The following is a 24471-nucleotide window of genomic DNA, read 5'->3' on the forward strand; positions in this document are numbered from 1 at the left end:
AGGGAAAAATTTGCTGGCTTCAAGATTGTTAAGCACTTTATGGGTAATCACCATAGCTAAATGTAACTTTAAAGTTTCCCTCAAGCCCTATTTCATCTACTATATTTATAGTCCTCCAGATGTATAGCTTAATTTAGCTACCCTGTGATCGTCATGCCGAAATCAAAGAAGAACAACAATCCCATTGATTTGAACGATCCGCAATATTACATTAACCGCGAGTTAAGCTGGTTAGAATTTAACAGTCGCGTACTGCACGAAGCCTGTGATCCCCGGACACTGCTTTTGGAAAGATTAAAATTTTTGGCGATCTTTAGCGGCAATTTAGATGAATTCTTCATGGTGCGGGTTGCAGCTTTGAAGCAACAGGTAGAAGCCAAAGTTGCCAAACTAACTCCTGATGGTCGCACACCCCAACAACAGCTAGATGATATTAGATCAACCCTGATTCCCTTGGTGAAAAAGCAGCACCAACAACTGGAAGAAGTGCTACAACCTCTACTGGTTAGTCATGGTATCTATATCCTGGACTACATTAATTTAAATCAGAAACAAAAGATTTACTTAGACAAGTTCTTTGAAGAACAAATTTTTCCAGTTCTCACTCCCTTAGCTGTTGATCCTAGTCATCCTTTCCCTTACATTTCTAATCTCAGTCTGAATTTGGCAGTTGTAGTCAAAAATCCAGATACTGAAGAAGAATTTTTTGCCAGGGTCAAAGTCCCCAACGTACTACCGCGTTTTTTGGCGTTACCACCAGACTTAGAAACATCAGAAAACGGAAAAACTGTCCATTGGACTGGTGTACCGTTAGAACAGGTAATTGCTCATAACCTGGAGTTTTTGTTTCCAGGTATGAACATACAAGAGTATCATCCCTTCCGCATTACCCGCGATACTGATTTGGCTTTGGAAGAAGATGAAGCAGATGACTTGCTTTTAGCCATTGAACAAGAACTACGCAAACGCCGCATGGGGGGGACTCCCGTTAGATTAGAAATTAAATCCCAAACTCCTGACCCCATTCGTTCCCGGTTGTTGCAAGATTTGGACTTGACAGAAAATGATGTTTATGAAGTGGATGGTCTTTTAGGACTCCGGGATTTAATGTATTTTATGTCTTTGCCACTACCCCAACTCAAAGAACCACCACGCCAGTCTGTAGTCCCTTTGCGTCTGCAAAGGTTAAGAGAACCAAGTTTAAATTCAGACTCTTTAGAAGTAGAAGAAGGTCAAGACTTTTTTGCGGTGATTCGAGAAAAGGACTTGTTGGTGCACCACCCATATCAATCCTTTTCCTCAACAGTGGTGCGCTTTATTACCCATGCAGCCCACGACCCAAATGTGCTAGCTATTAAAATGACTCTGTACCGCACTTCTGGAGACTCCCCTATAGTCAAAGCCCTCATTGCAGCTGCGGAAAATGGTAAGCAAGTATCTGTATTAGTAGAACTCAAAGCGCGCTTTGATGAAGAAAATAATATTTACTGGGCTAGGAGTTTAGAAAGAGTCGGTGTCCATGTTGTCTATGGTTTAGTAGGACTCAAGACTCATTGCAAAACCGTCATGGTAGTGCGACGAGAAAAAGACCGAATGCGCCGCTACATACATATAGGTACTGGCAACTATAATCCTAAAACAGCCCGGTTATATACAGATTTGGGGTTATTTAGCTGTCGGGAAGAATTAGCTGCGGACATTACAGATTTATTTAACTTTTTAACAGGCTATTCTCGACAAAAATCTTATCGAGAAGTACTGGTTGCACCTGTGAATATGCGCGAGGGGTTTTTGGCATTAATCCATCGCGAAATAGAGAATGTGCAAAATGGTTTTTCCGGACGCATTGTTGCCAAAATGAACTCACTTGTAGATCCACAAATTATCGCCACTTTATACGAAGCTTCTCGCGCTGGAGTACAAATAGATTTGATTGTTCGAGGTATTTGTTGTTTGCGTCCCGGACTCAAAGACATCAGTGAAAATATTCGCGTTATTAGCATTATCGGCCGCTTTTTAGAACATTCTCGTATCTATTATTTTCATAACAATGAACAAGAGGAAATCTACATCGGTAGTGCCGATTGGATGAGTCGTAACCTAGATCGCCGAGTGGAAGTAATTACCCCCATCAAAGACCTAGATATTGCCAAAGATTTACAAGAAGTTTTGGGAATTATGTTAGCAGATAATCGTCAAGCCTGGGAATTGCAATGTGATGCTAGTTACATCCAGCGCCGTCCCGGTGAAGATTGTCCAGAAACTAATTCACAAAAAACTCTTATCAATATGGCATTACCTCCAACTGGTACAACCTCGAACTTGATTGATTCTAAAAAAAAGTCCTCATTATACAGATAAATAACTAAATTCTGTTTTGAGGGCAAAAGTTGCTTATTTCATAACTTATCTCACAAATTGCCATGGAAAAATAAAATGTATTCAATGAGAAGATAGGGTGATTATTTGTATTTGTGTTCATAAACTATAGGGGTTTTATATCAGTTTTTGATTTCCTTGAATGTTAATGTTTTATTGTAAGTCTACAACATTGCGTGTTCTAGTGGTTGATGATCACGAACTTACACGTTTAAGTTTAAAATTAGCTTTTTCTTCTCAAGAAAATTTCCAAGTGGTCGGGTTAGCTTCCAATGGTCAAGAAGCTGTAGAAATGGTTATAAGCTGCCAACCTGACGTAATTGTTCTAGATTTACAAATGCCAATTATGGATGGTTGGAGTGCTTCTAGTCACATCAAAGCAATTGCTCCTAATACTCAGATTCTGGCTTATTCATCAGTGGAAGATGCAAATTTTTGGGGAGCTAAAACAACAGGACACTTTGACGATTTTTGTCAAAAAGATGTCCCTATAACTTTCCTCATTACTTTAGTCAGAGAGTTAGGAGAACGAGCCGGAAGCATTAACCTCAAATAAGTGATGTTGCAAACTGATTGGTGGATGAGTTGTTGTGGCTTTTGTGTTGGGATGCTGAAAAATGTCTATAAACAAAAAGCGCCGGTTCAACCGCTAATTCACGGAGACACCAGCGCTGTCGTGTGTATTATTTTACATAGTTTAGCCTAATTATTATTTGTTCCCGGAATAGTCCGTTTAAATTCATCAATTAAATCATCCATTTCTTCCAAAGCTTGATTGACATCAATTCTCAAAGTACCTAAGTTTGGCTGCTCCAAAAGGCTTAACAGGTACTCACGCTTGCTTTGAACTGCGGTAATTCGTTCTCTTATAGTCTGTAAATCCATTATTTTGTTCCACTCTTCAAATAGCCTCAATTTAAAGTTAACCCAAAATCGAGTATGGAAGGGATTAATTACCTCTCCCACCCATGGAAGTTTTAGGGTTGGGAGCTAGTTAAGTACAGCGCGGGGTATTGGCAAAACTAACCATCCCTCCAGACCTATGAACCTTTGTTGACGAAAAACGGGAAAACCTAAAGGCAATTTTGGCGATACTTTACATTGTCAGGTTAGGGTAGAAAATGTCAATGTGACCAATAAGCGATGATAATAAAAGCTGAGATGTTAAGAATTTGTAATATCCTAAGCTCATGTTTCGTAAAATTTCTTTAGGGACTATCGGTTTAACCATTGGCGGCATATTAATCATTGTTGGTTTCGCTGCCTACGCTGCTGATAACGCTACACTTAATCTTGTAGGCTTTTTCTATGGGTTTCCTCTTTTTCTAGGAGGACTAGCACTTAAAGCCAATGAGATTCCGCCCATACCCTTCAGCGAAGATACCACGGCATCACTATTACTTTTACGTGAGCAGCAGGCCACCGTTACACAAAATAAAATTCGTAAGGACATTACCCGATACTGCTACGGTCAAGAGGCTCACTTAGATGAAGCTTTGTCTTATCTTGGTCTGAGTCCCACAGATGAAGAGCGCCCAGAAGTCACCAGCTTAAGAGAAACAGAAATTAATGGAGCTTATGCCTTAATTTTATTATTCGATTCGCCCTTCATTTCCTTTGATGATTGGCAGGAGAAACAGGAGAAAATGACACGGTACTTTGGACCTGGTGTAGATATTAAAATTACAGAGCTTGGCGAAAATATGATTGAATTAGCAATTGTGAGTCAACCAAAAGTAACTCAGACTGCCTAAATCAGCGATTTTGTAGAACTTACAGAATTAAATATGGTGTTCCAGAACCATAGTAGAGACTAAGTATTACAAGTCTCTACATTCTTTCTTCCACCATCTTAAAAACTGGTTTAATATTGTGTAATATTCTCGGCGACATGAGGAAAAGCTAATTGACTCCAAAGCTACTTTTCTAATCGTATTGCGTACCACTGCAAATATTTTCCCGGACCAAGATCTAATTCACAACTTGTATCAATTAAATATTTTGCTTGAGCATCTACAGATTCAAACTTTTGTAAATCTATGGGCAAATCCTGATTCCTCATTTTTTCTAACACAAGTTTGAGTTTGTCTAACAACTCATCGGCTGTGAGAAATTGTTCTGGTTCGTTTGTTTCCAGAACAACAAAATTATCCTGCTGATACATTAATGAGTCTGGCATTTATAAAACTTGATCAATAGGGTTTGATTTTGAAACAAACTTTTCAGCACAATCAGAAACAAGAAACTTGTTTAGCCTAACCCCCACCTAAGATGGATATACTGGCAAGGTAAAGTGGAACCATGCACCGCCATTGGGTGTAGAGTCTACCCAAATCTGCCCGTAATGTGATTGAATGATGCGTTGGCATAAACAAAGACCAATGCCGTAACCATCTATACTTTTATCACGTTGCAGTCGGTAGTGATTTTCAAAAATGCGATCACGCTTTTCTACCGGAATTCCAGGGCCAGTATCACCGATACTGAATTGAATTTTTTGGGTTGTGCGATGTAATCCGGCAATGCTAATTGTGCCACCTTCTGGGGTGTATTTGATGGCATTGTCCAACAAATTGATCAGCACTTGGCGTACGCGCTCTGGATCGGCATATACGTTCGGTAAATCTTGCGGAATATCGGTTTCTATATGTTGGGATTTGGCAACGTAGCGATCGCGCAACTCTTCTAACACATCTAAGCAGAGGTTACCAATTTCCATTTTTTGTGGTAGTATTGGTATCTCTGTGTCTTTACCCTGTCCTACCTGCAACAAATCAGCAATCATTCGGTCTATTGTCTTGGTTTGACTTCGGGCTTGTTTTAACAAGTGTGCTACCATGGTGGGTTTAAGTCGCGTAAATGTAGCCATCTCTATATTGTAATTAGATTGTAGAGTTTCTATGGCTATGGCCGCAGCTGTGAGGGGATTGCGGAGGTCGTGGGCCAGCATCGCGATTACCCTGTCTTTAAAATTTAACTGCTCCTGAAGTTTGTCTTTTTCCTGTTTTAAGCGAAAAACTTCGTCTGAGAGTTTGATTAGTTCCGCAGAAACAGCCACAGAACGAATTGTTGATTTAGGTGATGACATCCGACTATTGTCATCGATTCGTTCTTGTAAGTCTTCTTGCAATTTTAAGTAAGCATCTACGGCCGCTTGCCAGCGAGGCCACCAGTTCTTCAATTGGGCAATAATATTACTCCCAGCTATAATCTGCCTGGGTTCTGGGTGAATTTTGATTAAAGCCGGCGTTGCAACTAACTTAAAATGTTCTGCTAAATAGGGTTGTTGTCCGACATCGATGAGTTGAAGTTCAAAGTTATACTCAGCCTGTAATTCTTTTAAGTAAGCACGGATACGCTGCACTTGTTGTCGAGACTTTGGTCGTCCATCGACAAATAGTAACAGTTGGAGTGGAGCCTCAGAATAAATAGGCTGATCCTGGGAAACTTGCATGTAATCGTGTTTCAGCACTGGTAACAACCTGGCGACGCTTCGCTTAACAGAAAGTAGAATAGATGGACGGTTGTCGATGGTCGTTCATTTTCTTCAATTTAATATCTATTTTAGATTTTCAATACTCCTATATGCTCGGCATTTTTGACATGAGACACTTATTTTTCAGGTTTTTACTGCTTTTTGGTCTAGCTTTTGTTCCAGGAAGGACTTTGGCCACTGAATATCAGTCCCAACCTTCCCTAATTCAAAATCTTACATCAAAGCCAACAAGTGAAAAGTTTTATACTCAAGCTGCAAGATTGGTGCAGGGTCAGATAGATTTGATTGCTCCTATTGAGGAACCCACAGATCCATATCCCAATCCTCTGGGATATGTGAGAGGGCAATTAACCATTTAAGTTTAAGGCGTGGAAAGTTTTGTGAATCGTCAGCCACAAAATATCTAAACTTTGTGTACTTCTTAAATGGATTTATCGAGAAACCTTTTGCCCCTACCTAATCGATTAACTAAAGCCCCAAATCAAATTTACTGCTCTTTGTATACTTCTAGCCAGGAGTTATTAAAACCATCCCCAGGGCTAGACATACTTCTATCTTGACGCAGTGAATTAGCTTTAGTCACACAGAGCCCCTTAGTCGCTGGTCAACGCCAATTAGATCCCGTACTTTCTTTTGCATCTGCATGATATCCCCAACTAGGAAAGCCAGCAGTCCCTTTTTCTACACCGGAACTAAACTGATGGACTAAATGAGGGTTATCCTTTCCCCTTTTTGGGTGATGCTAAGGATGGATTTAATCTTAGTTTAGCACTTCAGATTGTAGGGGATCGCTTTGAACTCAATGAATCAAGGCTTAGATTATGGCTTCATGGTTAACTTGGGGGATATACCCCTGGATAAGTTAGATCCAAGATTGGAACTTGTTGCCTTACTAAAACAATAATTATTGCTGAATTACCAACCTCCTAAGCAGCTAGAAGCGTTACAAATGGAAAAAAGACAGTTGCTCACGGGCAAACACCGGAACAACCGGAAAATACCGTTACTTTATCCCATGGTGCTGTTTAACTAAACTATACCTATGTAGTGCGATCGCTCCCATTTCAACATTGAGAGAAGGTTCTCAGGTTTCAAGCTCGGCTCAAAGGACTTGCCCGTTTGCCAATAATAGGACGCTTTTTGGTTTCGAAGTTAATTAAACGCTTTAGAATAGTTTTAACTTTAACATCTCCCGTGCATAAATTAAGGTTTTATTTTTTGAATTTAGTTTAGTTGTGACAGTCTGCGTTAGGGTAGGAATTGAAACGTGATTTGTAATTTCCTGTGCTTTTCCGTAAACGTCCAGCTGTCTTGCTGAGTTTGGCTATTTTATTGACTTCCGTAACAGCTTGTGGTGGCAGTCCCACTGCCAAAACCCTAGAACAGTCTTTGGCGGCAGATCCCAGGCTAAAAAATAACCCAGCAATCTTTGGTGAATCTCAGAGCAATGAAGGGCAACCAAGGCAAAAAGAACCGACAGTTCAATTACCATCTGATTTTCCCTCGGATATCCCTTTGTATCCCAATGCTAAATTAGAGTCAGTAATTCCTGCTAGTAGCTCCGAAAATAGGGTAGTCACTCGCTGGTTAAGTTCTGACCCCAGCAATTTTATTACTAGCTTTTATAGTGACCAGTTTCAGAAAAGTGATTGGCAGATATTACAAGAGCCTACAGATGATTTGCCAGATACCTTTGAAGTCCGTCGCGATGACTTGGAGGTAAAGGTGTCTATTCAGCCACAATCAATTACTAACCCCAAACCAGATCAACCACAAACAGCTACTGCATTATTTATTGAGTACGTATCTAGTACAGGGGCAGCAGCAGAACCCAGGGAAACTCCAAGTTCTCAATCCAAGAATTCAAATGTTTTTGGTTCAGAGCTACCTGATGATTTGCCAAAACAGTCGGATAACACATCCGGTAGCCAAATAACAACTACACAAAAATCTCAGAAGTTCAACGATGTCAACGCAGCACCACCAGAACTGCTAGAACCTATCCAGGACTTAGCAGCTTTGGGTGTTTTATCTTTAAAGTCTCAGGAAGTTAAAAATAGCTCTAACGACAGCATAACTAACTTATTTGAAGTTACTAAAAACATTACTCGCCGTGAATATGCCCGTTGGCTAGTTGCGGCTAACAATGCCATGTATGTTAATAATCCGGCTAAACAAATTCGCTTGGCGCCACAAAGCACTCCAGCAACTTTTAGTGACGTGCCAAAAACCGATATTGATTTTCCAGTCATTCAAGGTTTGGCTGAAACTGGGTTAATTCCCAGTCCTTTATCTGGGGACTCTACTGCAGTTTTATTTCGTCCTGATGCACCACTAACACGAGAACAGTTGATTCTATGGAAAATACCCCTAGATACTCGCCAACCCTTACCTACTGCCAATTTAGAAGCAGTCAACCAAACCTGGGGTTTTCAAGATACGGCAAAAATTGACCCCAAGGCATTACGGGCAGTCCTGGCAGATTTTCAAAATGGGCAACAATCAAATATTCGTCGGGTGTTTGGTTATACAACCTTGTTCCAGCCCAAAAAACCAGTTTCTCGCGGTGAAGCTGCTGCTGCTTTAAGTTACTTCGGTACTCAAGATGAAGGCATATCAGCCGGCGAGGCATTGAACCTCAAGCGATCGCCAAACTAAACTTAAACTATCAGTACTCTTGTGGAAGCGTTAGAAACCCTACTGTCTAGAGATGGGATGAAACGCAACCTATCAGACCTTAGTCTGGTGTTGTAAATATTTATTAAATGAATACCCAGATATACTCATTAATCGTAAATAGCGTATGTGACATGATCAGATTACGCTAAAAAAGCAGGAGTAACTTAAAAGACAGCACATTGGTGGTGGAAGGCAATGGTTAATTAAAGGGCTACCAAATACCATCCACAGGAACAATTATTATTGAGTGTGATGAACCAGATGTTAATCCTGGGCTAAATATAGCCATAAAAGTATTGCCCGGGGCTTTTAGCTTAAGGATAGAGGGTGTTGCAATTTACCTATTCCGGGTAACACAGGGAAAAGTAGCTTGAGGACATTTGTCCATAAAATTACTTCCGTTTAAGGTTTCCCAATAAAATAATGGCAACTTGCTGCTGTTGTGGCTAAGTATCAACACAGCGGTCCCAGGGTAACGGGGTTTTAGACCTAAATTTTCAATGAGTGTATAAGGTATAAATTTACGCTTTATTTTCATTACTGACTACCATACATTGTATTGGCAAACTCTGGTAAATTTATTTGCTAGGGGTATACCTATTTTTTCCGGAACATTAAGAGACACTCTGATATCTTCATCAAAGTTGATTTATTTGACAGACAAAGGAGCAGTAATTTATGCCGCAGATTCAGAAAAAAGTATACTTAATTACACAAGAGCAGCGTGATGCCTTACTCAACTATCTCTTAAATCGTCCATATCGGGAGGTAGCCACTGGAGTTGAGTTTTTGAATAATGCACCGACTACTATGGTTAATTTGCAAGTTACCGATGAGCAATTAAAAAGTATGTCTGGCGGGACACCAACGGAATCTCAAACCAAGGCAAAAGAGGAAGAAGAAATACAAATTGCTAACGCTCCTACAGAAGAATTAGATGTTTTTAATGGATAATTAACTCTTATGGGGCTCCACCGAAACGAAATAAACTTTACCTAAATAAAATCCACATTAAAAACGTCTAGAGGGAAAAGTCTAGAAAGAGAGTAAACTCTCTTTCTACAGACAGCACATAACCTAAAAATCCTTGAGGTTAAGTTTTGGATGTGGGGGTAAAAAATTAACCCTCTTTTGGGCAGGGGATAAAAGCCAGTTAATAACACCTTTACCCTTGAATAATTTTAACTTAACTATTCTCTGTGTTGAGCAACATAGGGTTTGAGTGTTTTAGTACAGATATAGCTAGCCGCCCTCACAAAATAACTGAAAGTCCAGAAACTAGGAAGTCATAGCAAGTCAGGAAACTCTTTTCTCATCAAATAAAATGCCCGAGGTTTATTCGTAATCGGGGCGAGATGAAGGCAAGTAGCATTAACCTTAGTGGCTCTTTAAACCTGGAAAATGTTAGAGTTTTAACCATGGGGGAAGTAACTACGACTGGTGGCGTTAATATCCTAGCTCGTAGTCCTGTTATTCAAACAGATAATATAACTGCTACCGCAGACATCAATATCATAGCCAGGGAATCTGCTGGAAATGATGATTACATAATCATCCGTAATGGTGTTAATGTCAGGACTAGGGGTGGAAATATTGTCTTGCAAGCTGGTGAGGATGTTACCTTGGAGGATAACTGGATTTTGGAAGTTTCTTCCGGCGATATTGTTATGGAAGCAGATTTAGGTACTGCTGGTCATGGAAATCAAAACACTACCACTGCTGCTGGCAATGACCGCATAACCACAGCCAATGGCGGTGATATCATTGGTATCCAGGGAGATAACGACATCATCAAGACTTGTAGGGGGAATAGAACTATAATTTGTAACCCTTAAGCCGATGACGGGATTTGAACCCGTGGCCTGCTGATTACGAATCAGCTGCTCTACCACTGAGCCACATCGGCGTATACAGTAGGATATTATAGCATTATTTACTCATGGCAAAACCAAATCCTCAAACTCGCCTTAACCCTGAACAATATGCCCGCCTCAAAGCGGAAATGGCAACACCCTATCGTGGTGTACGACAATTCATTTATATCGGTTTTGGCGCATCTGCTTTGATTGGTGCATTTATTTTCTTTTTTCAAGTCCTTGCTGGAGAAGATGTTAATAGCACTGTGCCTAATTTGGCTCTTCAACTCGGCATTTTAGCTGTGATAATTTTTCTCTGGAAGAAAGATAAAAATCGGCAAACCCGTTCATAGAAACCTAAAAAGTCAATCATGATACTTTGACCACGGGTTAAACAACTGGTTAAATGGATTCTTCGCAAATCCCCGGTTTTCTAAACCGGGGAAGCTTAAAGGGGTCTCAAAGCTAAAATTTACTGAGCTGTTACTAAATAAGGCGAGGGAATTGCTTCCACACGTCCAGCATTTACAAGTGCCTGGTAAACAAAGGCAGCAATTTCTGCTCTGGTTGCCGGACGGTTGGGATTCAGTTGTGTAGCTGTGGGATAATTAATTACTAATTTCTGTGTAGTTGCAGCAGCTACCGGACTAACTGCATAGTTAGGGATTTGGGCAGCATCGCTGTAAACAGAAATAACATTTTGATTATTGGCAGTTAAACCTAGACCATTAGCCAAAGAAACTAGTGCCTGTACTCTAGGAATTTGCTGCTGTGGTTGAAATCTACCATCAGGATAACCAGCAAGAAATTGACTGCGGTAAGCAGATTGAATTGCGCCGTAGGCCCAGAAGTTGCTGGCTACATCTTTAAAATTAATCTCAGCACGTTTAATTGGTGGTGTAAAAGCTTTCGTGACAATGGTAGCAAATTGAGCGCGAGTTACAGGGTCATTGGGCTTGAAACTGCTATCAGGAAAGCCTGCAATGATATTTTGAGCAGCTAGGGCTTCAATGTAAGCTTTTGCCCAATAACCTTCTGGCACATCTGCAAAAGTATTTTGACCAGTAGGCAAATCAACAGTCGTAGCTACAAAATTTACTTGACCAGAAATGCGGCTTTGATCAATATCGTTACCAATAGCGAGAATCCTATTCTTAGAAGTAGCATTATTTACATCAAACCTAGTGTTGCCGCGAATAAGATTGCCACCAGGATTTTCATTGGTACCAAGGTTAGGTTCAGCATTGACAGTAGCAACAAGGCCATCCCGCTTATTGTTTTGAATTACATTTTTACGTAGTACAGGTTTTGCAGATTCTGAAATATACAGACCATCTTGGTTTTGGATGATTTGGTTAGACTCCACTAGAGGTGTGGAAGTACCACCTATCGCTAGACCAAAACCTGTATCCTGAAACAAGTTATTGCGAATTTCACCTTGGGCGGTTTTAGCTATGGAAATACCGTTACCCTGGTTTTGTACAAACAAGTTATTTTCAACCTTGGGATTACTTGTCCCTGTAACAAAAACACCTTCTCTGACGCTGTTTCTGAAAGTATTGTTTTTAATTGTAGGATTACTAGATTCTACCCAAACCCCAGTGCCACGCTGATTTGGGTTAGTCACTGTTAAACCTAGAACACTGGTATTTTCCGCAGCTAAGATAGTAATGTTTTGTCTAGCAAAGGTACGACTAGTATAAAAACCGCCGCCAGTAATTAATACTGCTTGACCTTTACTAGATTCATTCCCTCGTAGGGTCACTCCTGGGTTAAGTAACAAAGGAAATTGTTCCCCAGATTCGCTGTTATAACTGCCTGGGGCTAGTTGAATAATTGTGCTTGGTGGAGCTTGTCTGAGAGCAAAAGTAATGGTTTTGTAGGGTGCAGCTTCGGTAGTACCGGCACCAATTGTATCTACACCGATTTGTGGATTAACGTAAATTATTGTTGTAGATGTGGGAACTTGCGCCATTAAGGTCGAAGGGGTTGCCTCTTGCTGGCTAGCACCAGCATTTGCTTGACTAGAAAGTAATCCAAAACTGCCAGACGCGACGAACAAAGCTGTTAGTCCCACTCCCAGGGTTATACTGGATCCTCGGTGAATGTTAAACAAAAGGCGAAAATTTTTTGCTGATAGCTTGCGTGGCGCAGCCATAGAAATATGAAAATCGCGATATTTCATTTTATGTCTTTGGTTAGCTGAACTTATAGTTAGTTAAACACGGTCAAATATAGCAGTTCTGAGCTATTTAATCCAGACCTAACTATGTTGGATGACTACCAATGAATCAGCTAAGTTTCGCCAGAAAACAGTTTACTTTTCCCCGGCTGAAAAGCCCGGGGATTCTCGACTGTTGCTACCATATGGGCTAAAACCGCAGCCCCTTGGTTTTTATTGCAAGTAGGTCGAGAAGATTTGCTGAATTTTTAATAAGCTAAAGTTTCTAAAGTGTCTCGTAAATATCTTTGTACCTGTTGTTCGAGGTGAAGTCCCTGCAATTGGGTATAGTGTTCTAATCGCCAGCGTTGAAAACCTGAACTAGTCGCGATCGCGCATTTCAGTCCATACCAAGTTTCCGGATCAGCAGAAAATTGGCCATGGCTAGCAGATGGAATTTGAGCCATAGTTCGTCATTCCTCAGTTTTAACTTCAACAGTTATGGCAGTTTCCGTTTGCAGCAAATACAAAATCGCCTACATAGAAAACTGCATAATTCGCTTAACACTTATCAGGGTCTACTTTAAGGGTTTTTGTGGACTTAGGTTAATCTTTCCCAGGTATTAAAATAACCAGGCCATATTCTGATTAACCCACATACCTAAAATAGTTAAATCCTGCTTAATGTTTTCTAAAGATAATCGTTCTGTATTGGCAAATTCTGTGTCATTAGGCACTAAAAGTATCCCCATACCCACAGGAGTTGGTCAAAAATTACGTAATCGTAGGTTTCAAAAGCCCCCTAGGGCCGGGCTAGTAGACCTTTTGTCTTTCCAGGGTTTTTATTGTCAAGGGGCGGTGATTCCAGAAAATTTGTTTTTTAAATTTGTCTTTTAAATTCTTGATTTGCTCAGGAGCCATATCCCTAGATCCAAAATCAATACCAATCACATTACAATCTTAAGGATGATTGGTATTTATGAGAATTATTTCCTAGGGTTTATATAGCCATAAACAAGTTGGGAACTGGCATTGCTGAGTGCTGTTAATATGGCAGGCATAGCCAGTGGAGAGTGATGAGTTTTGAAGTTTGAGTCATGAACTCTTTTCAACTCAAAACTCATCATTTTTACTCATAGCCCAACAATTAGTAACCAGCACTACTTCGTCAATGTTAGTGTACGACGCTTGGTTACCATCTGGAAAGCTTCAATCATGTCACCTTCAACCCAGTCATGGAATTTATCGATGTTGATACCGCATTCATAACCGGAGTTCACTTCTCGGGCATCCTCTTTCATCCGTTTGAGGGAGTCAAGCACACCCTCATAGACCACCTTACCGGAACGACGCACTCGCACTTTGCAGTTGCGAACAAGCTTGCCCGATTGCACATAGCAGCCAGCAACAGCTCCACGACCCACAGGGAAGACGGCGCGGACTTCGGTTTGACCAAGGGGTTCTTCCACCAACTCTGGTTCCAGAAGACCTTCTAAGGCTCCTTGGATATCTTCCAAGAGTTTGTAGATGATGTTGTATTCCCTCACATCCACCCCAGCTTCGTCGGCAGCCTGTCTAGCGCCACTAGCGTAGGTGGTGTTGAATCCGATGATTACAGCTCCACTAGCGGCCGCCAGGTCAATATCTGTCTCAGTTATTTCCCCGGCGGTAGCCAATAGCAGGCGAATTTGCACTTCATTTTGAGGAATTTGTCGCAGAGCTCCCACAATGGCTTCCACAGAACCTTGTACATCTGCCTTGAGGATCAAGTTGAGTTCTTTCAACTCGCCTTCTTGTGCTTGAGCCGAGAGAGTTGTCAGGGTAACACGTCCTTGCAACAGGCGAGATAGACGTTGTTTGTCGGCGCGGGCAGCTGCCAGGGCTCTAGCTTCTTTTTCATTGGCGAAAACTTCAAATTCATCACCTGCCCCTGGGACATCACTTAAACCAAGCACCTCTACAGCAAAAGAAGGAGTAGCAACATCTACTCTCTTGCCTCTGTCATCGACCATTGCCCGCACTTTACCAAATGCCGATCCAGCGACCAACATATCGCCTACACGCAAAGTACCATTCTGAATTAGCAGGGTAGCAACTGCACCTTTTGCCTTATCCAGGTGTGCCTCAATCACTGTTCCTTTAGCGGGGCGATCCGGGTTAGCAGATAGTTCTGCGACTTCTGCCACCAAGAGAATCATATCTAAGAGCGTATCCAAGTTTTCGCCCCTAATAGCACTGACAGCAACCATGATAGTTTCACCGCCCCATTCTTCGGGAGTGAGACCATACTGAGTTAGTTCTTGCTTAACGCGCTCTGGCTGTGCCCCTTCTTTGTCAATTTTGTTGATAGCTACAATAATTGGTACTTCAGCAGCTTGAGCGTGGCTAATAGCTTCTATGGTTTGAGGACGAACTCCGTCATCGGCAGCCACTACCAAAATGGCAATGTCTGTCACCCGGGTTCCCCGTGCCCGCATAGCTGTGAATGCTTCGTGTCCGGGAGTATCTAAGAAAACTACCTGCTTCGTCTTTCCTTCATGTTCCACATCCACATGGTATGCACCGATGTGCTGAGTGATACCACCAGCTTCACCAGAAGCTACTTTAGTTTTGCGAATTGAATCGAGCAGAGTTGTTTTACCGTGGTCTACATGACCCATAATTGTCACTACTGGCGGACGGCGCTGGAGTGACTCCATATCCTCCACATCCAACATTTCTGTGACTTTACGAGCTTCTGCTTCTGGTTCGGCAGTTTCAACTTCCACTTCCAGATCTTTACCTACCAAAGTAATTGTTGGAATATCCAAATTCTGGGTAATACTCACCGCCATGCCTTTAAGGAACAGGATTTTCACAATCTCCGTATCGGCAACAACCAAGACATCCGCCAGTTCTTGGACTGTCATTGGCCCTGTGATTACTACTTTTTCTGGACGCTCACGCTTAATCTCAACTTCTTGGCGACGGTTTTGCTCCCGGCGAGACCCAGGTCTTTTCACTTTAGCAGTTGGGCTGCCAATAACTGCTGCACTGGTTGACTGTGCAGGTCGAGCAGCTTTTGGTTTAGGAGGACGAGCGATAGAAAGACTAACTTGGACGCTGGCTGGTGAATTTAAATCCTCATCATCTAGTAAATCATCCTCTTCAAAGTCATCCTCTACAACTGGTTTGACCCGCTTGCCTTTAATTCCTACCTTGCCAGGCTTCTCTTTGATTTCGTCAATAATTTCCTCTTCTTGCCACTTTTTACCACCTTTGGCTAAACGCGGTGGTGTGGGACGTTTTAAATCAAGTAGTTCGGCTGCTACATCATCAGTGGCTATATTTGCTTTTCCCGGTGCGCCTGACATCGGTTTAGGCGGAGTAGCAATTGGCATTGCCGCCACTGCTTCAGATGGACGTACTGGCCTGCTAGGTTTTGGCGCATCCGCCACTGGAGTGGGTGCGGAAGGTTTATTTGCTCTTGACTCCGATTTCACTGGAGATGGAGTAGAACGAGCCTGTTTTGGAACTGGAGCTTGTGGTGTATCCGTGGTAGTTGGCTTAACAACCTTCTGCTTCGGTTGATCACGTTTGAGTACTGGTTTCTCCGTCCCGGTCAACTGGTCAGCAGCTACACGAGAATTTGCTGCCGCGGGCCTAGCTGGTGGGGATACCAGATGGGGTTTTTGCGGTTTTTCTGCTTTTGGTCTAGGCGAAACCGCTTTTTCAGGTTTTCCCGTTGCTCTTGTTTCCGGTGCCTCTGTGTTAGAAACTTTATCTGCTTGTGTACTTGCAGGTTCTGCTGAGGTCTCAGATTGATTCCGGGGTACAGGTCGAATTGGTGCCGTCGGCTTCATGGGTGAGACTTGTGTATCGAAGGGCTGTGGTGGTGAAGGAGAATTAACTGCCGAGGAAGCGACTTGACTATTATTAGCCATAGAGGCTTCTGGGGTGTTGGAGGTATTATTTCTCAATATTTTGGGTTTGCGAATTTCCAAAATTTGCTGTTTGTGTGGTGGGGCAGGTCGGTTGCGAGAACCAGTTTGTGATGAATTTAGTTTATGGTTTGATGTACCTTGTTGTTTTTTATGCATCACGTTGGTGGCTGCCTGTTTTTCAGCGGCCGTGCGGATGCGTTCTGCCTCTGACTCTGAAATAGTGCTGCTATGGCTTTTGACCGCAATGTTGAGCTGGTCGCAAATTGCTAATAGCTCTTTGTTATCCAAATTCAATTCCTTTGATAATTCGTAGATTCTAACTTTGCCGTTGTTCATCCACTCTTCCCCTTTAATTTACAGTTTTTTAGCGGATGGTTGCCTGGTTTTCGACATCTCCATCCTTCGATTACTGTTTTTAGGTTGCCCTTGGTGATTTTGCCGGTGCCTCCAGTCAGGAAAGAGAGATGTTTCGGTTTAACTCTGGCATTTCCACCAGCAATGATGGTTTTTGCCAAGCTGCGCCTGGGCGCTACCAGGTTGCCATTCTTGAGTTTTTTGTTTTGCTGATTCTGAGTCTTCCACAACACAATCGAGTAAAACTTTTTGGGAGTGTTACTCTGCCACTCTTCCAGTGAAAAAGTCGCAGCTCAACTACACCCACTTACCATTTTGGCATTCACACCGCAAATTGCGGAGTCGGCTTTATGCACAAATACTCTGAGGATTACCGCCAGAAGGTTTTCCACCTAGTTTAAATTTTGATTTTGGGGATTGGGTTGGGCTAAACGCTGGCACAATGTTTGATACAGTGCTTCTGGCACTGATGCATGTAGCGATCGCCCGAGTCGATTTTTTTTCTGAGCTGCTTGTAGGCAACTCGTTTGTGGGCAAATGTAGGCAGAACGCCCCATGCCCTGATCTAATTGTACCTTTCCCGATGGAAAGACGCGGACAATCCGCCAAAAGTCTTCTTTCAAGCTTACTTTGCGGCAACTAATACAACGCCTATAATTTGGTTTCATTGGTCTTACTTGACAGCAGGTGAGCAATCTGATTGTGAAAATAAAGTCGGCTTTACGAATCTTTACTTACAGTGGAATGATTGATTCCTGGTAATCATTAAGACTAGTAATGTTGACAATAGTACCAGAACTCCACAAGATTAATTTATTAATCTTGATCACTTATTTGAAAATATTCTTCCTCTTCTAGTTCTTCTTGATTTTCATCTTCTAGCTCCTTTAGTTCTAAATCATCTTCCTCTGGTTGATATTTGGCCCGTGCGGCAGCGAACTTAGTGTCCTCTCCTGCATAATCGTACTTAGCTTTGTCTTTAATGTCGATTTTCCAACCGGTTAAACGGGCTGCTAAACGGACATTTTGTCCTTCTTTGCCAATAGCTAAACTCAGTTGATCTTCAGCTACCAATACGTGAGTTTGCCTTGTTTCCGGGTCCATGAGGCGGACTTCATCCACCCTTGCGGGACTCAAGGCGTTAGCGATATAAGTAGAGGGGTCTGGAGACCAACGAATCACATCTATTTTTTCGCCGCGTAATTCGTTGACTACTACTTGAATGCGTGATCCCCTTGCTCCAATACAAGCACCAACTGGGTCTACATCACGATCAAGGGTATCAACAGCAATTTTAGTTCGAGGTCCCACATAACGGGAAGGGGGATTAGCTTCTCGTGCTACGGCAACAATTCGCACCACTTCATCCTCAATTTCAGGGACTTCGTTGGCAAACAGGTAAACTACCAAACCAGCATCAGCGCGAGATACTAGCAACTGAGGTCCCCGTTGCTGTCCTTGGGAAACTTTTTTGAGATATACCTTAAACGTGGCATTTGCCCGATAATTATCGTTGGGAAGTTGCTCTCGCTTTGGTAATTCAGCTTCTACTTCTGGCTGACCAAAGCCACTGGCTACTGCTAAAATCACTGATTGTCTTTCAAACCGTAAAACTCTGGCTTGCAGAACAGTTCCTTCTAAGTCTTGGAATTCTTCTTGCACCATTTGGCGTTGTTGATCTCGGAGTTTCTGCGCCAGTACTTGTTTAGTTTGCATTGCTGCCATACGACCAAATTCACCTTGGTCTGGCGTTACATCCAGCACTACAGAATCTCCTAACTGGGCTTCAGGAGCAACTTGTTGTACTTCCTCTAAAGAAATTTGATGATCAGAGTTATCTACTGATTCCACAATGCTTTTAGTAGAAAGAACGCGAAACCCTTCTCCGTCAATATCAAGTTCTACTTCAAAATTATCAAAATATTCTTCATCAAACAGTTTTCTTTCTAGGTTTTGGGCACGACGATAACGTTCGTAGCCTTTAAGTAATGCTTCTCTAATAGCTGACTGAACTGCTAGACGAGGCAAATTGCGCTCACGACTTATACTTTCAATTAATTCTTTTAATCCTGGTAAACTAACCATTGACATAAGCAATCTCCTTTAAAATTAGAGTCTAAAAAATAGTGAGCAAAAACAGTAGAGACGCCATTAATAAACCAGCGCTTGCAAGGTTTACCCCTGTTGTAGCCACTGGCGACAAGTTTGTACAAGGGGGTGGAAAGTTATAAATTAGGCATTAAAGATTAGGGATTAGAGAAAAGTCAGACTCTACTCCCTGGACTTTAGTTTTTAGTCTCTAGCCCCTAGACCTTAGTTCCTTCCCTATCGGCGTTCATCTAGCTGCACCCTAGTAATCAGAGTACGGGGAATCTCGATTACACGACCTTTTTGGTTTAAGTAAACAGTGTTTTCATTTCGGCGAATCAACTGGCCAATCCACTCTTGCTGTCCGTCGTAGGGTTGGGAAGTGGAGATGATTACAGGAAACCCTTTGAAGGAAATAAATTCCCTGTCTGTAATTAATTGCCGTGAAATTCCGGGACTAGACACCTCCAAGACATAAGCATCTGGAATAATCTCTGCCGCATCTAAGGAAGCTTCTAAAGCGCGACTCATCCGCTCACAATCGTTCAGGCCAGTGTCCTGCTGGAGATTGCGAATGTCTACCCGTAATACTGGTGGACGCTGGTTGGTGTGAAAAACTATGCCAACGAGTTCCAAGCCCAGTTCTACTGCTACTGGTGTTGCCAAATCGATAATTTGTGGAATCAAAGGATGAGTCATGCGAAATTTCAATAAAAAAAGTGGGTACCGACCCACTTCCTGCGATAGGGATATCTTCCAAGAAGTCTTGTGACGAATCAGTAATGCTTCGCCTCTATTCCGAGTTTAGCGCATTTCTTTAATAGTCAATAGTCCATAGTTGTAGCTCATGAGTCATTAGTGAATTTTGTCCGCCCTTGTTCTCGCCATTTCACTGTTCTTTCTTATGTTTAGCTAACTTTCCTTCTTCATCGGGAGAACAGTACCTTGATCTACTAATGGTTGAACTGATGTTTGTGTTCTTAGCTGTCTAGTTTGGTCTATGATTTGATCTATGTCTTCTTGAGACAGGCGCTGGACATAGTTGAGCTTAATTTCTTCGAGGAAGTCAGACATCAAGCTTTGTACTTTCTCCAGTACGTGTTTTTGCTGTACTTCTTCCACCAAAGCCTTAGTGAAATTTTCGGCTAGTTGACTGGAGAGTTTTAGGCCTGCAGAATCTTCCATGGCCGCAGTTACGGCGCTGTAAAGGTTAGTTGTGATTTGAGTTGCTAATTGTTCGCTGAGTTGGTGTTGCATATCTCCCAACCCGGGAATGTTGCGGATATTTCGGTAGACGGGGACTTGATTGATTGTACTGGCTATATTGTGACGTAAAACGGCAATGATTTCTGGTTGAATTTTGGGCAGTACTTGATAAACTACTGTTTGCACCAAAATACCTGCGATCGCTTCCACTTCGTTTATATTATTAATATCTATGTAGGGTCGCAAATTTTCTTTTCGTCTGAGCCAGCTGGTTAAATCACCGCGTTGAATTGAACCTTGAATTTGGTTAATTACCCTGACCACGACTATTTCTGTGAGATCCTCCGCAAAATTAGCTAATATTGATTGATTTATTTGTTGCTGTAACGGTTGCAAATTCAACAACTTCCCTTGGTTCAGACGAATTACTACTGGTAGTATGCGTAACCAGCGCATAAAAGGTAACAGCAGAAATAGGTCATACCAACGCCATAATATGGCATTCACCCAAGTGAAATCGGGATGAAGACGGCGCAAATAAAAGGAACGCGCCAGCAACTCTGCACCAAAGAGCAAGACAAATGGTAAGTCAATGAGCCAAAAATTATCCAGCAATTCACTATTTTCCCCAATGCGGCGGAAGTAGTTGGTGGCTATTAAGGGACGAATCTGCTTGTTAAAAAAATCAATTTCTTGGTTCCACCCTTGTGCCGATAGATATTCTTGACTCCAAAATCGAGAAAAGGACTCTTTTGCAGATTCCTTACCGATGCGATCGCGCATGCGATTTTTAGCTTTTTCAAAGTTACCACTTTTATTTGCTGCCGCAAATGGATTCGAGTCAATCATTTCCGTGCTAAGACGGTCAAATTCTTCTAATTTAGTCTTAACCTGTGATGAGGTTAACCCCGTTTTACTAACCTGTTCTTGAAGTGCATCTACCTTGTTTAAATAATTCTTCGTTTCTCTGTGCTCTTCAATTCCCTTAATTGGGTCATAAATCTGGGTGATTTGGGGAAAATTCCGCCAATAAAAATCTCGCCAAGGTACATAACTCAAATCAAACAATACTAAGCACAAATTCACTGTGGCGATCACTGCCATCAATCTCTCAAAGTTAAGGTTGCGGGGTTTTGATGATTTTCCTTTAGTCATTTTTTGTTTTTTTTATACATAAAAATTCACTTGTTTCTTTTGTATCTTGATTCACCTGTGATGATGGGGTGAATCAAGATACCTCTATAGAATGATGGCAAAATTATTCCTTTATACAAGTAATTAAATTTAATTAATGAACTTTACACTGATTTTAAATTCTTAATATTTCTCAACCTTAAATTCAAATTCATCTGACAAGTAACTGCGATCGCCAAATTTTGATATTGCCGCTATCATCTCCGGCTACCAGCCAAGCTCCATTGGGGCTAAAGACAACAGAATTAACTGAATCAAAATGACTGAGGGAGCAAATTTCTCTCCCCGTTGCCACAGCCCAAAGTTTGATAGTGTGGTCATGACTACCACTAGCAAGAATTTGCCCATCAACACTGAAGGCTAGGGAATTGACAGACTTGGAGTGACCAGAGAAAGTGCGAATCTCTTTACCTGTGGTAACGTCCCACAGTTTGATATTTCTATCCAAACTACCACTAGCGAGAATTTCCCCGTTGCCACTAAAGGCTAAGGCATAAACCCAGTTAGAATGACCAAAAAGAGTGCGAATTTCCTTCCCTGTGGTAATGTCCCACAGTTTGATTGTGTTATCCCTAATACCACTAGCAACAATTTGCCCATCACTAGTAAAAGCTACAGATTTAACCCAGCCAAAATGTCGAATTAGGGTGCGAATTTCTTTACCTGTGGTAACATCCCACAGTTTAATAGTTTTGTCAGGACTAGCACTAGCGAGAATTTGCCCATCAGCAGTGAAGGCCAGAGATTTAACCGATTTGGAATGACCAGAGAGGGTGTGAATTCCTTTACCTGTAGCCACATCCCACAGTTTGATTGTGTGGTCATAACTAGCACTAGCGAGAAGTTGCTTATCGCCACTAAAGGCTAGGGAATGAACTGAGTTAGAATGACCAGAGAGGGTGTGAATTCCTTTACCTGTAGCCACATCCCACAGTTTGATACTGTGGTCACAAATACCACTAGCCAAAATTTGCCCATCATTACTGAAAGCTAGAGATTTGCTGTCAGCAGCAGTGAAAGCGTGAATTATTTTACCTGTAGGGACATCCCACAGTTTGATTGTGTGATCATCACTACCACTAGCGAGCCTTCGCCCATCACCACTGAAAGCCACGGAATTAACTGGTTCAGAATGACCCCTAAGGGTGTAAATTTCTCGCCCTGTGACCACCTCCCACAATTTAATACTGTTATCCCAACCACCACTAGCTAAGATTTGCCCATTACTACTGAACATTACGGAGTTAACTGACTCTAAATGACCCGTCAGGGTATAAATTTCTCCACCTGTAATGACATCCCACAGTTTGATTGTGTGATCATCACTACCACTGGCGAGCCTTCGCCCATCACCACTGAAAGCTACCGAGTTAACCGGTTCAGAGTGACCAATGAAGGTACGAATTTCTGCACCTGTAGCCACGTCCCACAGTTTGATTGTGTGATTACCACTACCACTGGCGAGCCTTCGACCATCACCACTGAAAGCCACCGAGTTAACCGGTTTAGAGTGACCAATGAAGGTGCGAATTTCTCTACCTGTAGCGACGTTCCACAGTTTAATAGTTTCCCAATTACCACTAGCCAGCATTTGCCCATCATGACTGAAGGCTAGGGAATTAATTGATTGGGAATGACCTGTGAGGGTGCGAATTTCTATGCCTGTTGCTACTGACCACAATTTGATTGTATTGTCATAACTACGACTAGCCAGCATTTGCCCATCAGTACTGAAAGCTAGGGAATTAACTGATGCACAATGACTAATCAGAGTGCGGATGAGTTCACCTGTACTTGCCGATAACAAGTGAATAGCACTGCCGGCTGCACTTGCAAGTAAATCTTCTTTAGGGCTAAAGGCGATTATTCCGGAATTACCAGGAATGATGCGTACACATTCCCAAACTGAAACTGTATGGGGATAATATTTTTCTGGTTGGGTGGGTGGTATTATTCCCTTATCCAATAAATTTAACCACTCTTGCACTGATTGGGGACGAAATTTGTAATTGAGTTTCATTCCCTGCATGATTGCTTCATTCACCCTGTCACTAATACCCGGATTTAAACTTTTAGGTGATAGCAGCGTAAAGTTTTGGAGTCTAACTGGTGCTGACATAGGCAATTCTCCGGTCAGCAAAGAATATAATGTGGCGGCTAGAGCGTAAACATCAATATATTCTCCCCGTTCTTCTATGGGCGCATATTGTTCTGGTGGGGCATAACCAGGGGTCAAACTTTCTGTATGTTGTAAAACTGCACCGGGAATAAATTGTCTGGCAATTCCAAAATCAATCAGTACTGCTTCTGGTTTGCCTGCACGCATCATGATGTTACTTGGTTTCAAATCACGATGCAACAGGCCTTTTTCATGAACCAATGTCAAAGCATCGCCAATTTGCCTAATGTATTGTAGGGCCTCGGGTTCTGGCAATGCTCCCTTTTGGCTGATCCGCTTGCTTAAATCTTCTCCTTCGATATATTCCATCGCCATGCAGGGTAAGTCATTGTGATTAAAGACATTTTCGATTTCTACAATGTGAGGATGGCGACATAAGGCCAGGCGTAATGCTTCTTCTTTAAAATCTTGCTTGAGTCTATTTTGATTTGTTATCCAACGGGAATTATTGAGTATTTCTTGCTTCAATGTTTTAATTACCCGCAGTTTACCTTGTTTATTTCTCGCTAGGTAAGTAATTCCAATTCCACCTTCACCCAGATATTTTTCGATGATGTAGCGTCCACCAAATAATTGCTGCCCAGGATTCCACACGATAGGTAAAGACGGTAGTTTCATTAATATTTTATAACGAAAATGCCGAAAAACCCTGAGTAACAAGGGCATTGCGCCATATTTCTTACTTCAGGCAAGGGATGTTTTCTGGGGGTCTCCCCTTGGGAGAAGGCTGTTTAAGGGGTTTACGCCACAGGAACTTTGGATATGTTAATATTAGCAGAAGCGGTAAGCAACCTCTATAAAAACCTAGTTGCCTAAGAGTTAAAAATAGGACTTAATTTACCCTAACATAGTCAGACATACCCAGACATTTTGTAGTATAGTAGGACAAGTAACAAACTTAGTCCATGCCAATAAACTATGTACCTCCAAGAGTCGCTGCTACCAGACTGGGAGTC

Annotated in this window: 19 protein-coding genes and 1 tRNA gene; 8 read left to right on the plus strand and 12 right to left on the minus strand. The window is 42.0% G+C overall.

From position 1 onward, the window contains the following. The first annotated feature begins 153 nt into the window (after positions 1-153). Both ppk1 and NWP25_RS11745 read left to right on the plus strand, forming a co-directional pair. Positions 154-2361 carry a polyphosphate kinase 1 gene (ppk1, locus tag NWP25_RS11740; RefSeq protein ID WP_280651662.1) on the plus strand — a complete coding sequence of 736 codons (2208 nt, stop codon included), beginning with the start codon at positions 154-156 and terminating at the stop codon, positions 2359-2361. A 160-nt stretch (positions 2362-2521) separates the two neighbouring features. Further along, entirely contained in the window at positions 2522-2935 is a 414-nt protein-coding gene (locus tag NWP25_RS11745; RefSeq protein WP_280651661.1) for a response regulator, read from the plus strand. Positions 2936-3081: 146 nt separating this feature from the next. Here the strand turns inward: NWP25_RS11745 and NWP25_RS11750 are convergent, their stop codons facing one another. Then, positions 3082-3264 carry a hypothetical protein gene (locus NWP25_RS11750; RefSeq protein WP_280651660.1) on the minus strand — a complete coding sequence of 61 codons (183 nt, stop codon included), beginning with the start codon at positions 3262-3264 and terminating at the stop codon, positions 3082-3084. Positions 3265-3569: 305 nt separating this feature from the next. Here NWP25_RS11750 and NWP25_RS11755 point away from each other — a divergent pair, with 305 nt between their 5' ends. After that, the gene (locus tag NWP25_RS11755) at positions 3570-4133 is read left to right on the plus strand and encodes a DUF2854 domain-containing protein (RefSeq protein ID WP_280651659.1); all 564 of its coding nucleotides are present in this window, start codon (positions 3570-3572) and stop codon (positions 4131-4133) included. 164 nt (positions 4134-4297) lie between these two features. Here the strand turns inward: NWP25_RS11755 and NWP25_RS11760 are convergent, their stop codons facing one another. Both NWP25_RS11760 and NWP25_RS11765 read right to left on the minus strand, forming a co-directional pair. Then, positions 4298-4558 (minus strand): chlororespiratory reduction protein 7, encoded by a 261-nt coding sequence (locus tag NWP25_RS11760; protein WP_280651658.1) that lies wholly within the window; start codon positions 4556-4558, stop codon positions 4298-4300. Between the two features lie 87 nt (positions 4559-4645). Continuing rightward, complete coding sequence (locus tag NWP25_RS11765) at positions 4646-5851, minus strand: histidine kinase (protein ID WP_280651657.1); 1206 nt, start codon at positions 5849-5851, stop codon at positions 4646-4648. Between the two features lie 113 nt (positions 5852-5964). Here NWP25_RS11765 and NWP25_RS11770 point away from each other — a divergent pair, with 113 nt between their 5' ends. The 4 genes from NWP25_RS11770 (at position 5965) to NWP25_RS11785 (ending at position 10389) form a co-directional block, all read left to right on the plus strand. Next, on the plus strand, positions 5965-6234 hold the full coding sequence (locus NWP25_RS11770) for a hypothetical protein (protein WP_280688560.1): 270 nt from the start codon (positions 5965-5967) through the stop codon (positions 6232-6234). 925 nt (positions 6235-7159) lie between these two features. Further along, positions 7160-8533, plus strand: coding sequence for an S-layer homology domain-containing protein (locus NWP25_RS11775; RefSeq protein ID WP_280699467.1), 1374 nt, complete (start codon positions 7160-7162; stop codon positions 8531-8533). A gap of 699 nt (positions 8534-9232) precedes the next feature. Continuing rightward, on the plus strand, positions 9233-9508 hold the full coding sequence (locus tag NWP25_RS11780) for a hypothetical protein (protein ID WP_280651654.1): 276 nt from the start codon (positions 9233-9235) through the stop codon (positions 9506-9508). A 464-nt stretch (positions 9509-9972) separates the two neighbouring features. Beyond that, on the plus strand, positions 9973-10389 hold the full coding sequence (locus NWP25_RS11785) for a hypothetical protein (protein WP_280651653.1): 417 nt from the start codon (positions 9973-9975) through the stop codon (positions 10387-10389). Here the strand turns inward: NWP25_RS11785 and NWP25_RS11790 are convergent. Further along, positions 10389-10460: transfer RNA gene (locus tag NWP25_RS11790), tRNA-Thr, on the minus strand. The genes NWP25_RS11785 and NWP25_RS11790 overlap by 1 nt on opposite strands. A gap of 33 nt (positions 10461-10493) precedes the next feature. On the opposite strand from NWP25_RS11790, the gene NWP25_RS11795 reads away from it, so the two are divergent. Next, positions 10494-10763 (plus strand): DUF3493 domain-containing protein, encoded by a 270-nt coding sequence (locus NWP25_RS11795; RefSeq protein WP_280651652.1) that lies wholly within the window; start codon positions 10494-10496, stop codon positions 10761-10763. 119 nt (positions 10764-10882) lie between these two features. On the opposite strand, the gene NWP25_RS11800 is transcribed toward NWP25_RS11795, so the two are convergent. The 8 genes from NWP25_RS11800 to NWP25_RS11840 form a co-directional block, all read right to left on the minus strand. Next, positions 10883-12595 (minus strand): DUF1565 domain-containing protein, encoded by a 1713-nt coding sequence (locus tag NWP25_RS11800; protein ID WP_280651651.1) that lies wholly within the window; start codon positions 12593-12595, stop codon positions 10883-10885. A 245-nt stretch (positions 12596-12840) separates the two neighbouring features. Next, entirely contained in the window at positions 12841-13038 is a 198-nt protein-coding gene (locus NWP25_RS11805) for a hypothetical protein (protein ID WP_280651650.1), read from the minus strand. Between the two features lie 693 nt (positions 13039-13731). Continuing rightward, positions 13732-16830 carry a translation initiation factor IF-2 gene (gene infB / locus NWP25_RS11810; protein ID WP_280699469.1) on the minus strand — a complete coding sequence of 1033 codons (3099 nt, stop codon included), beginning with the start codon at positions 16828-16830 and terminating at the stop codon, positions 13732-13734. A gap of 410 nt (positions 16831-17240) precedes the next feature. Further along, positions 17241-17516 (minus strand): YlxR family protein, encoded by a 276-nt coding sequence (locus tag NWP25_RS11815; RefSeq protein WP_280651647.1) that lies wholly within the window; start codon positions 17514-17516, stop codon positions 17241-17243. 148 nt (positions 17517-17664) lie between these two features. Continuing rightward, positions 17665-18939: a transcription termination factor NusA gene (nusA, locus tag NWP25_RS11820; protein WP_280651646.1), complete on the minus strand. Its 1275-nt coding sequence runs from the start codon at positions 18937-18939 to the stop codon at positions 17665-17667. A gap of 234 nt (positions 18940-19173) precedes the next feature. Next, positions 19174-19635, minus strand: a complete 462-nt coding sequence (gene rimP / locus NWP25_RS11825; RefSeq protein WP_280651645.1) for a ribosome maturation factor RimP — start codon at positions 19633-19635, stop codon at positions 19174-19176. 213 nt (positions 19636-19848) lie between these two features. Next, positions 19849-21297, minus strand: a complete 1449-nt coding sequence (locus tag NWP25_RS11830; RefSeq protein ID WP_280651644.1) for a hypothetical protein — start codon at positions 21295-21297, stop codon at positions 19849-19851. Positions 21298-21487: 190 nt separating this feature from the next. Beyond that, positions 21488-24112, minus strand: coding sequence for a WD40 domain-containing protein (locus NWP25_RS11840; protein ID WP_313959071.1), 2625 nt, complete (start codon positions 24110-24112; stop codon positions 21488-21490). Positions 24113-24471: the final 359 nt, after the last annotated feature.

Source organism: Umezakia ovalisporum Ak1311 (assembly GCF_029891685.1).
Taxonomy (GTDB): domain Bacteria; phylum Cyanobacteriota; class Cyanobacteriia; order Cyanobacteriales; family Nostocaceae; genus Umezakia; species Umezakia ovalisporum.

What these genes read in the sequence shown, in the direction of transcription:
- NWP25_RS11780 (WP_280651654.1), top strand. Translation starts at nt 9,233, where the DNA reads ATGCCGCAGATTCAGAAAAAAGTATACTTAATTACACAAGAGCAGCGT.
- ppk1 (WP_280651662.1), top strand. Translation starts at nt 154, where the DNA reads ATGCCGAAATCAAAGAAGAACAACAATCCCATTGATTTGAACGATCCG.
- NWP25_RS11805 (WP_280651650.1), bottom strand. Translation starts at nt 13,038, where the DNA reads ATGGCTCAAATTCCATCTGCTAGCCATGGCCAATTTTCTGCTGATCCG.
- NWP25_RS11800 (WP_280651651.1), bottom strand. Translation starts at nt 12,595, where the DNA reads ATGAAATATCGCGATTTTCATATTTCTATGGCTGCGCCACGCAAGCTA.
- NWP25_RS11815 (WP_280651647.1), bottom strand. Translation starts at nt 17,516, where the DNA reads ATGAAACCAAATTATAGGCGTTGTATTAGTTGCCGCAAAGTAAGCTTG.
- nusA (WP_280651646.1), bottom strand. Translation starts at nt 18,939, where the DNA reads ATGTCAATGGTTAGTTTACCAGGATTAAAAGAATTAATTGAAAGTATA.
- NWP25_RS11750 (WP_280651660.1), bottom strand. Translation starts at nt 3,264, where the DNA reads ATGGATTTACAGACTATAAGAGAACGAATTACCGCAGTTCAAAGCAAG.
- NWP25_RS11745 (WP_280651661.1), top strand. Translation starts at nt 2,522, where the DNA reads ATGTTAATGTTTTATTGTAAGTCTACAACATTGCGTGTTCTAGTGGTT.
- NWP25_RS11795 (WP_280651652.1), top strand. Translation starts at nt 10,494, where the DNA reads ATGGCAAAACCAAATCCTCAAACTCGCCTTAACCCTGAACAATATGCC.
- NWP25_RS11755 (WP_280651659.1), top strand. Translation starts at nt 3,570, where the DNA reads ATGTTTCGTAAAATTTCTTTAGGGACTATCGGTTTAACCATTGGCGGC.
- infB (WP_280699469.1), bottom strand. Translation starts at nt 16,830, where the DNA reads ATGAACAACGGCAAAGTTAGAATCTACGAATTATCAAAGGAATTGAAT.
- NWP25_RS11830 (WP_280651644.1), bottom strand. Translation starts at nt 21,297, where the DNA reads ATGACTAAAGGAAAATCATCAAAACCCCGCAACCTTAACTTTGAGAGA.
- rimP (WP_280651645.1), bottom strand. Translation starts at nt 19,635, where the DNA reads ATGACTCATCCTTTGATTCCACAAATTATCGATTTGGCAACACCAGTA.
- NWP25_RS11770 (WP_280688560.1), top strand. Translation starts at nt 5,965, where the DNA reads ATGCTCGGCATTTTTGACATGAGACACTTATTTTTCAGGTTTTTACTG.
- NWP25_RS11785 (WP_280651653.1), top strand. Translation starts at nt 9,973, where the DNA reads ATGGGGGAAGTAACTACGACTGGTGGCGTTAATATCCTAGCTCGTAGT.
- NWP25_RS11760 (WP_280651658.1), bottom strand. Translation starts at nt 4,558, where the DNA reads ATGCCAGACTCATTAATGTATCAGCAGGATAATTTTGTTGTTCTGGAA.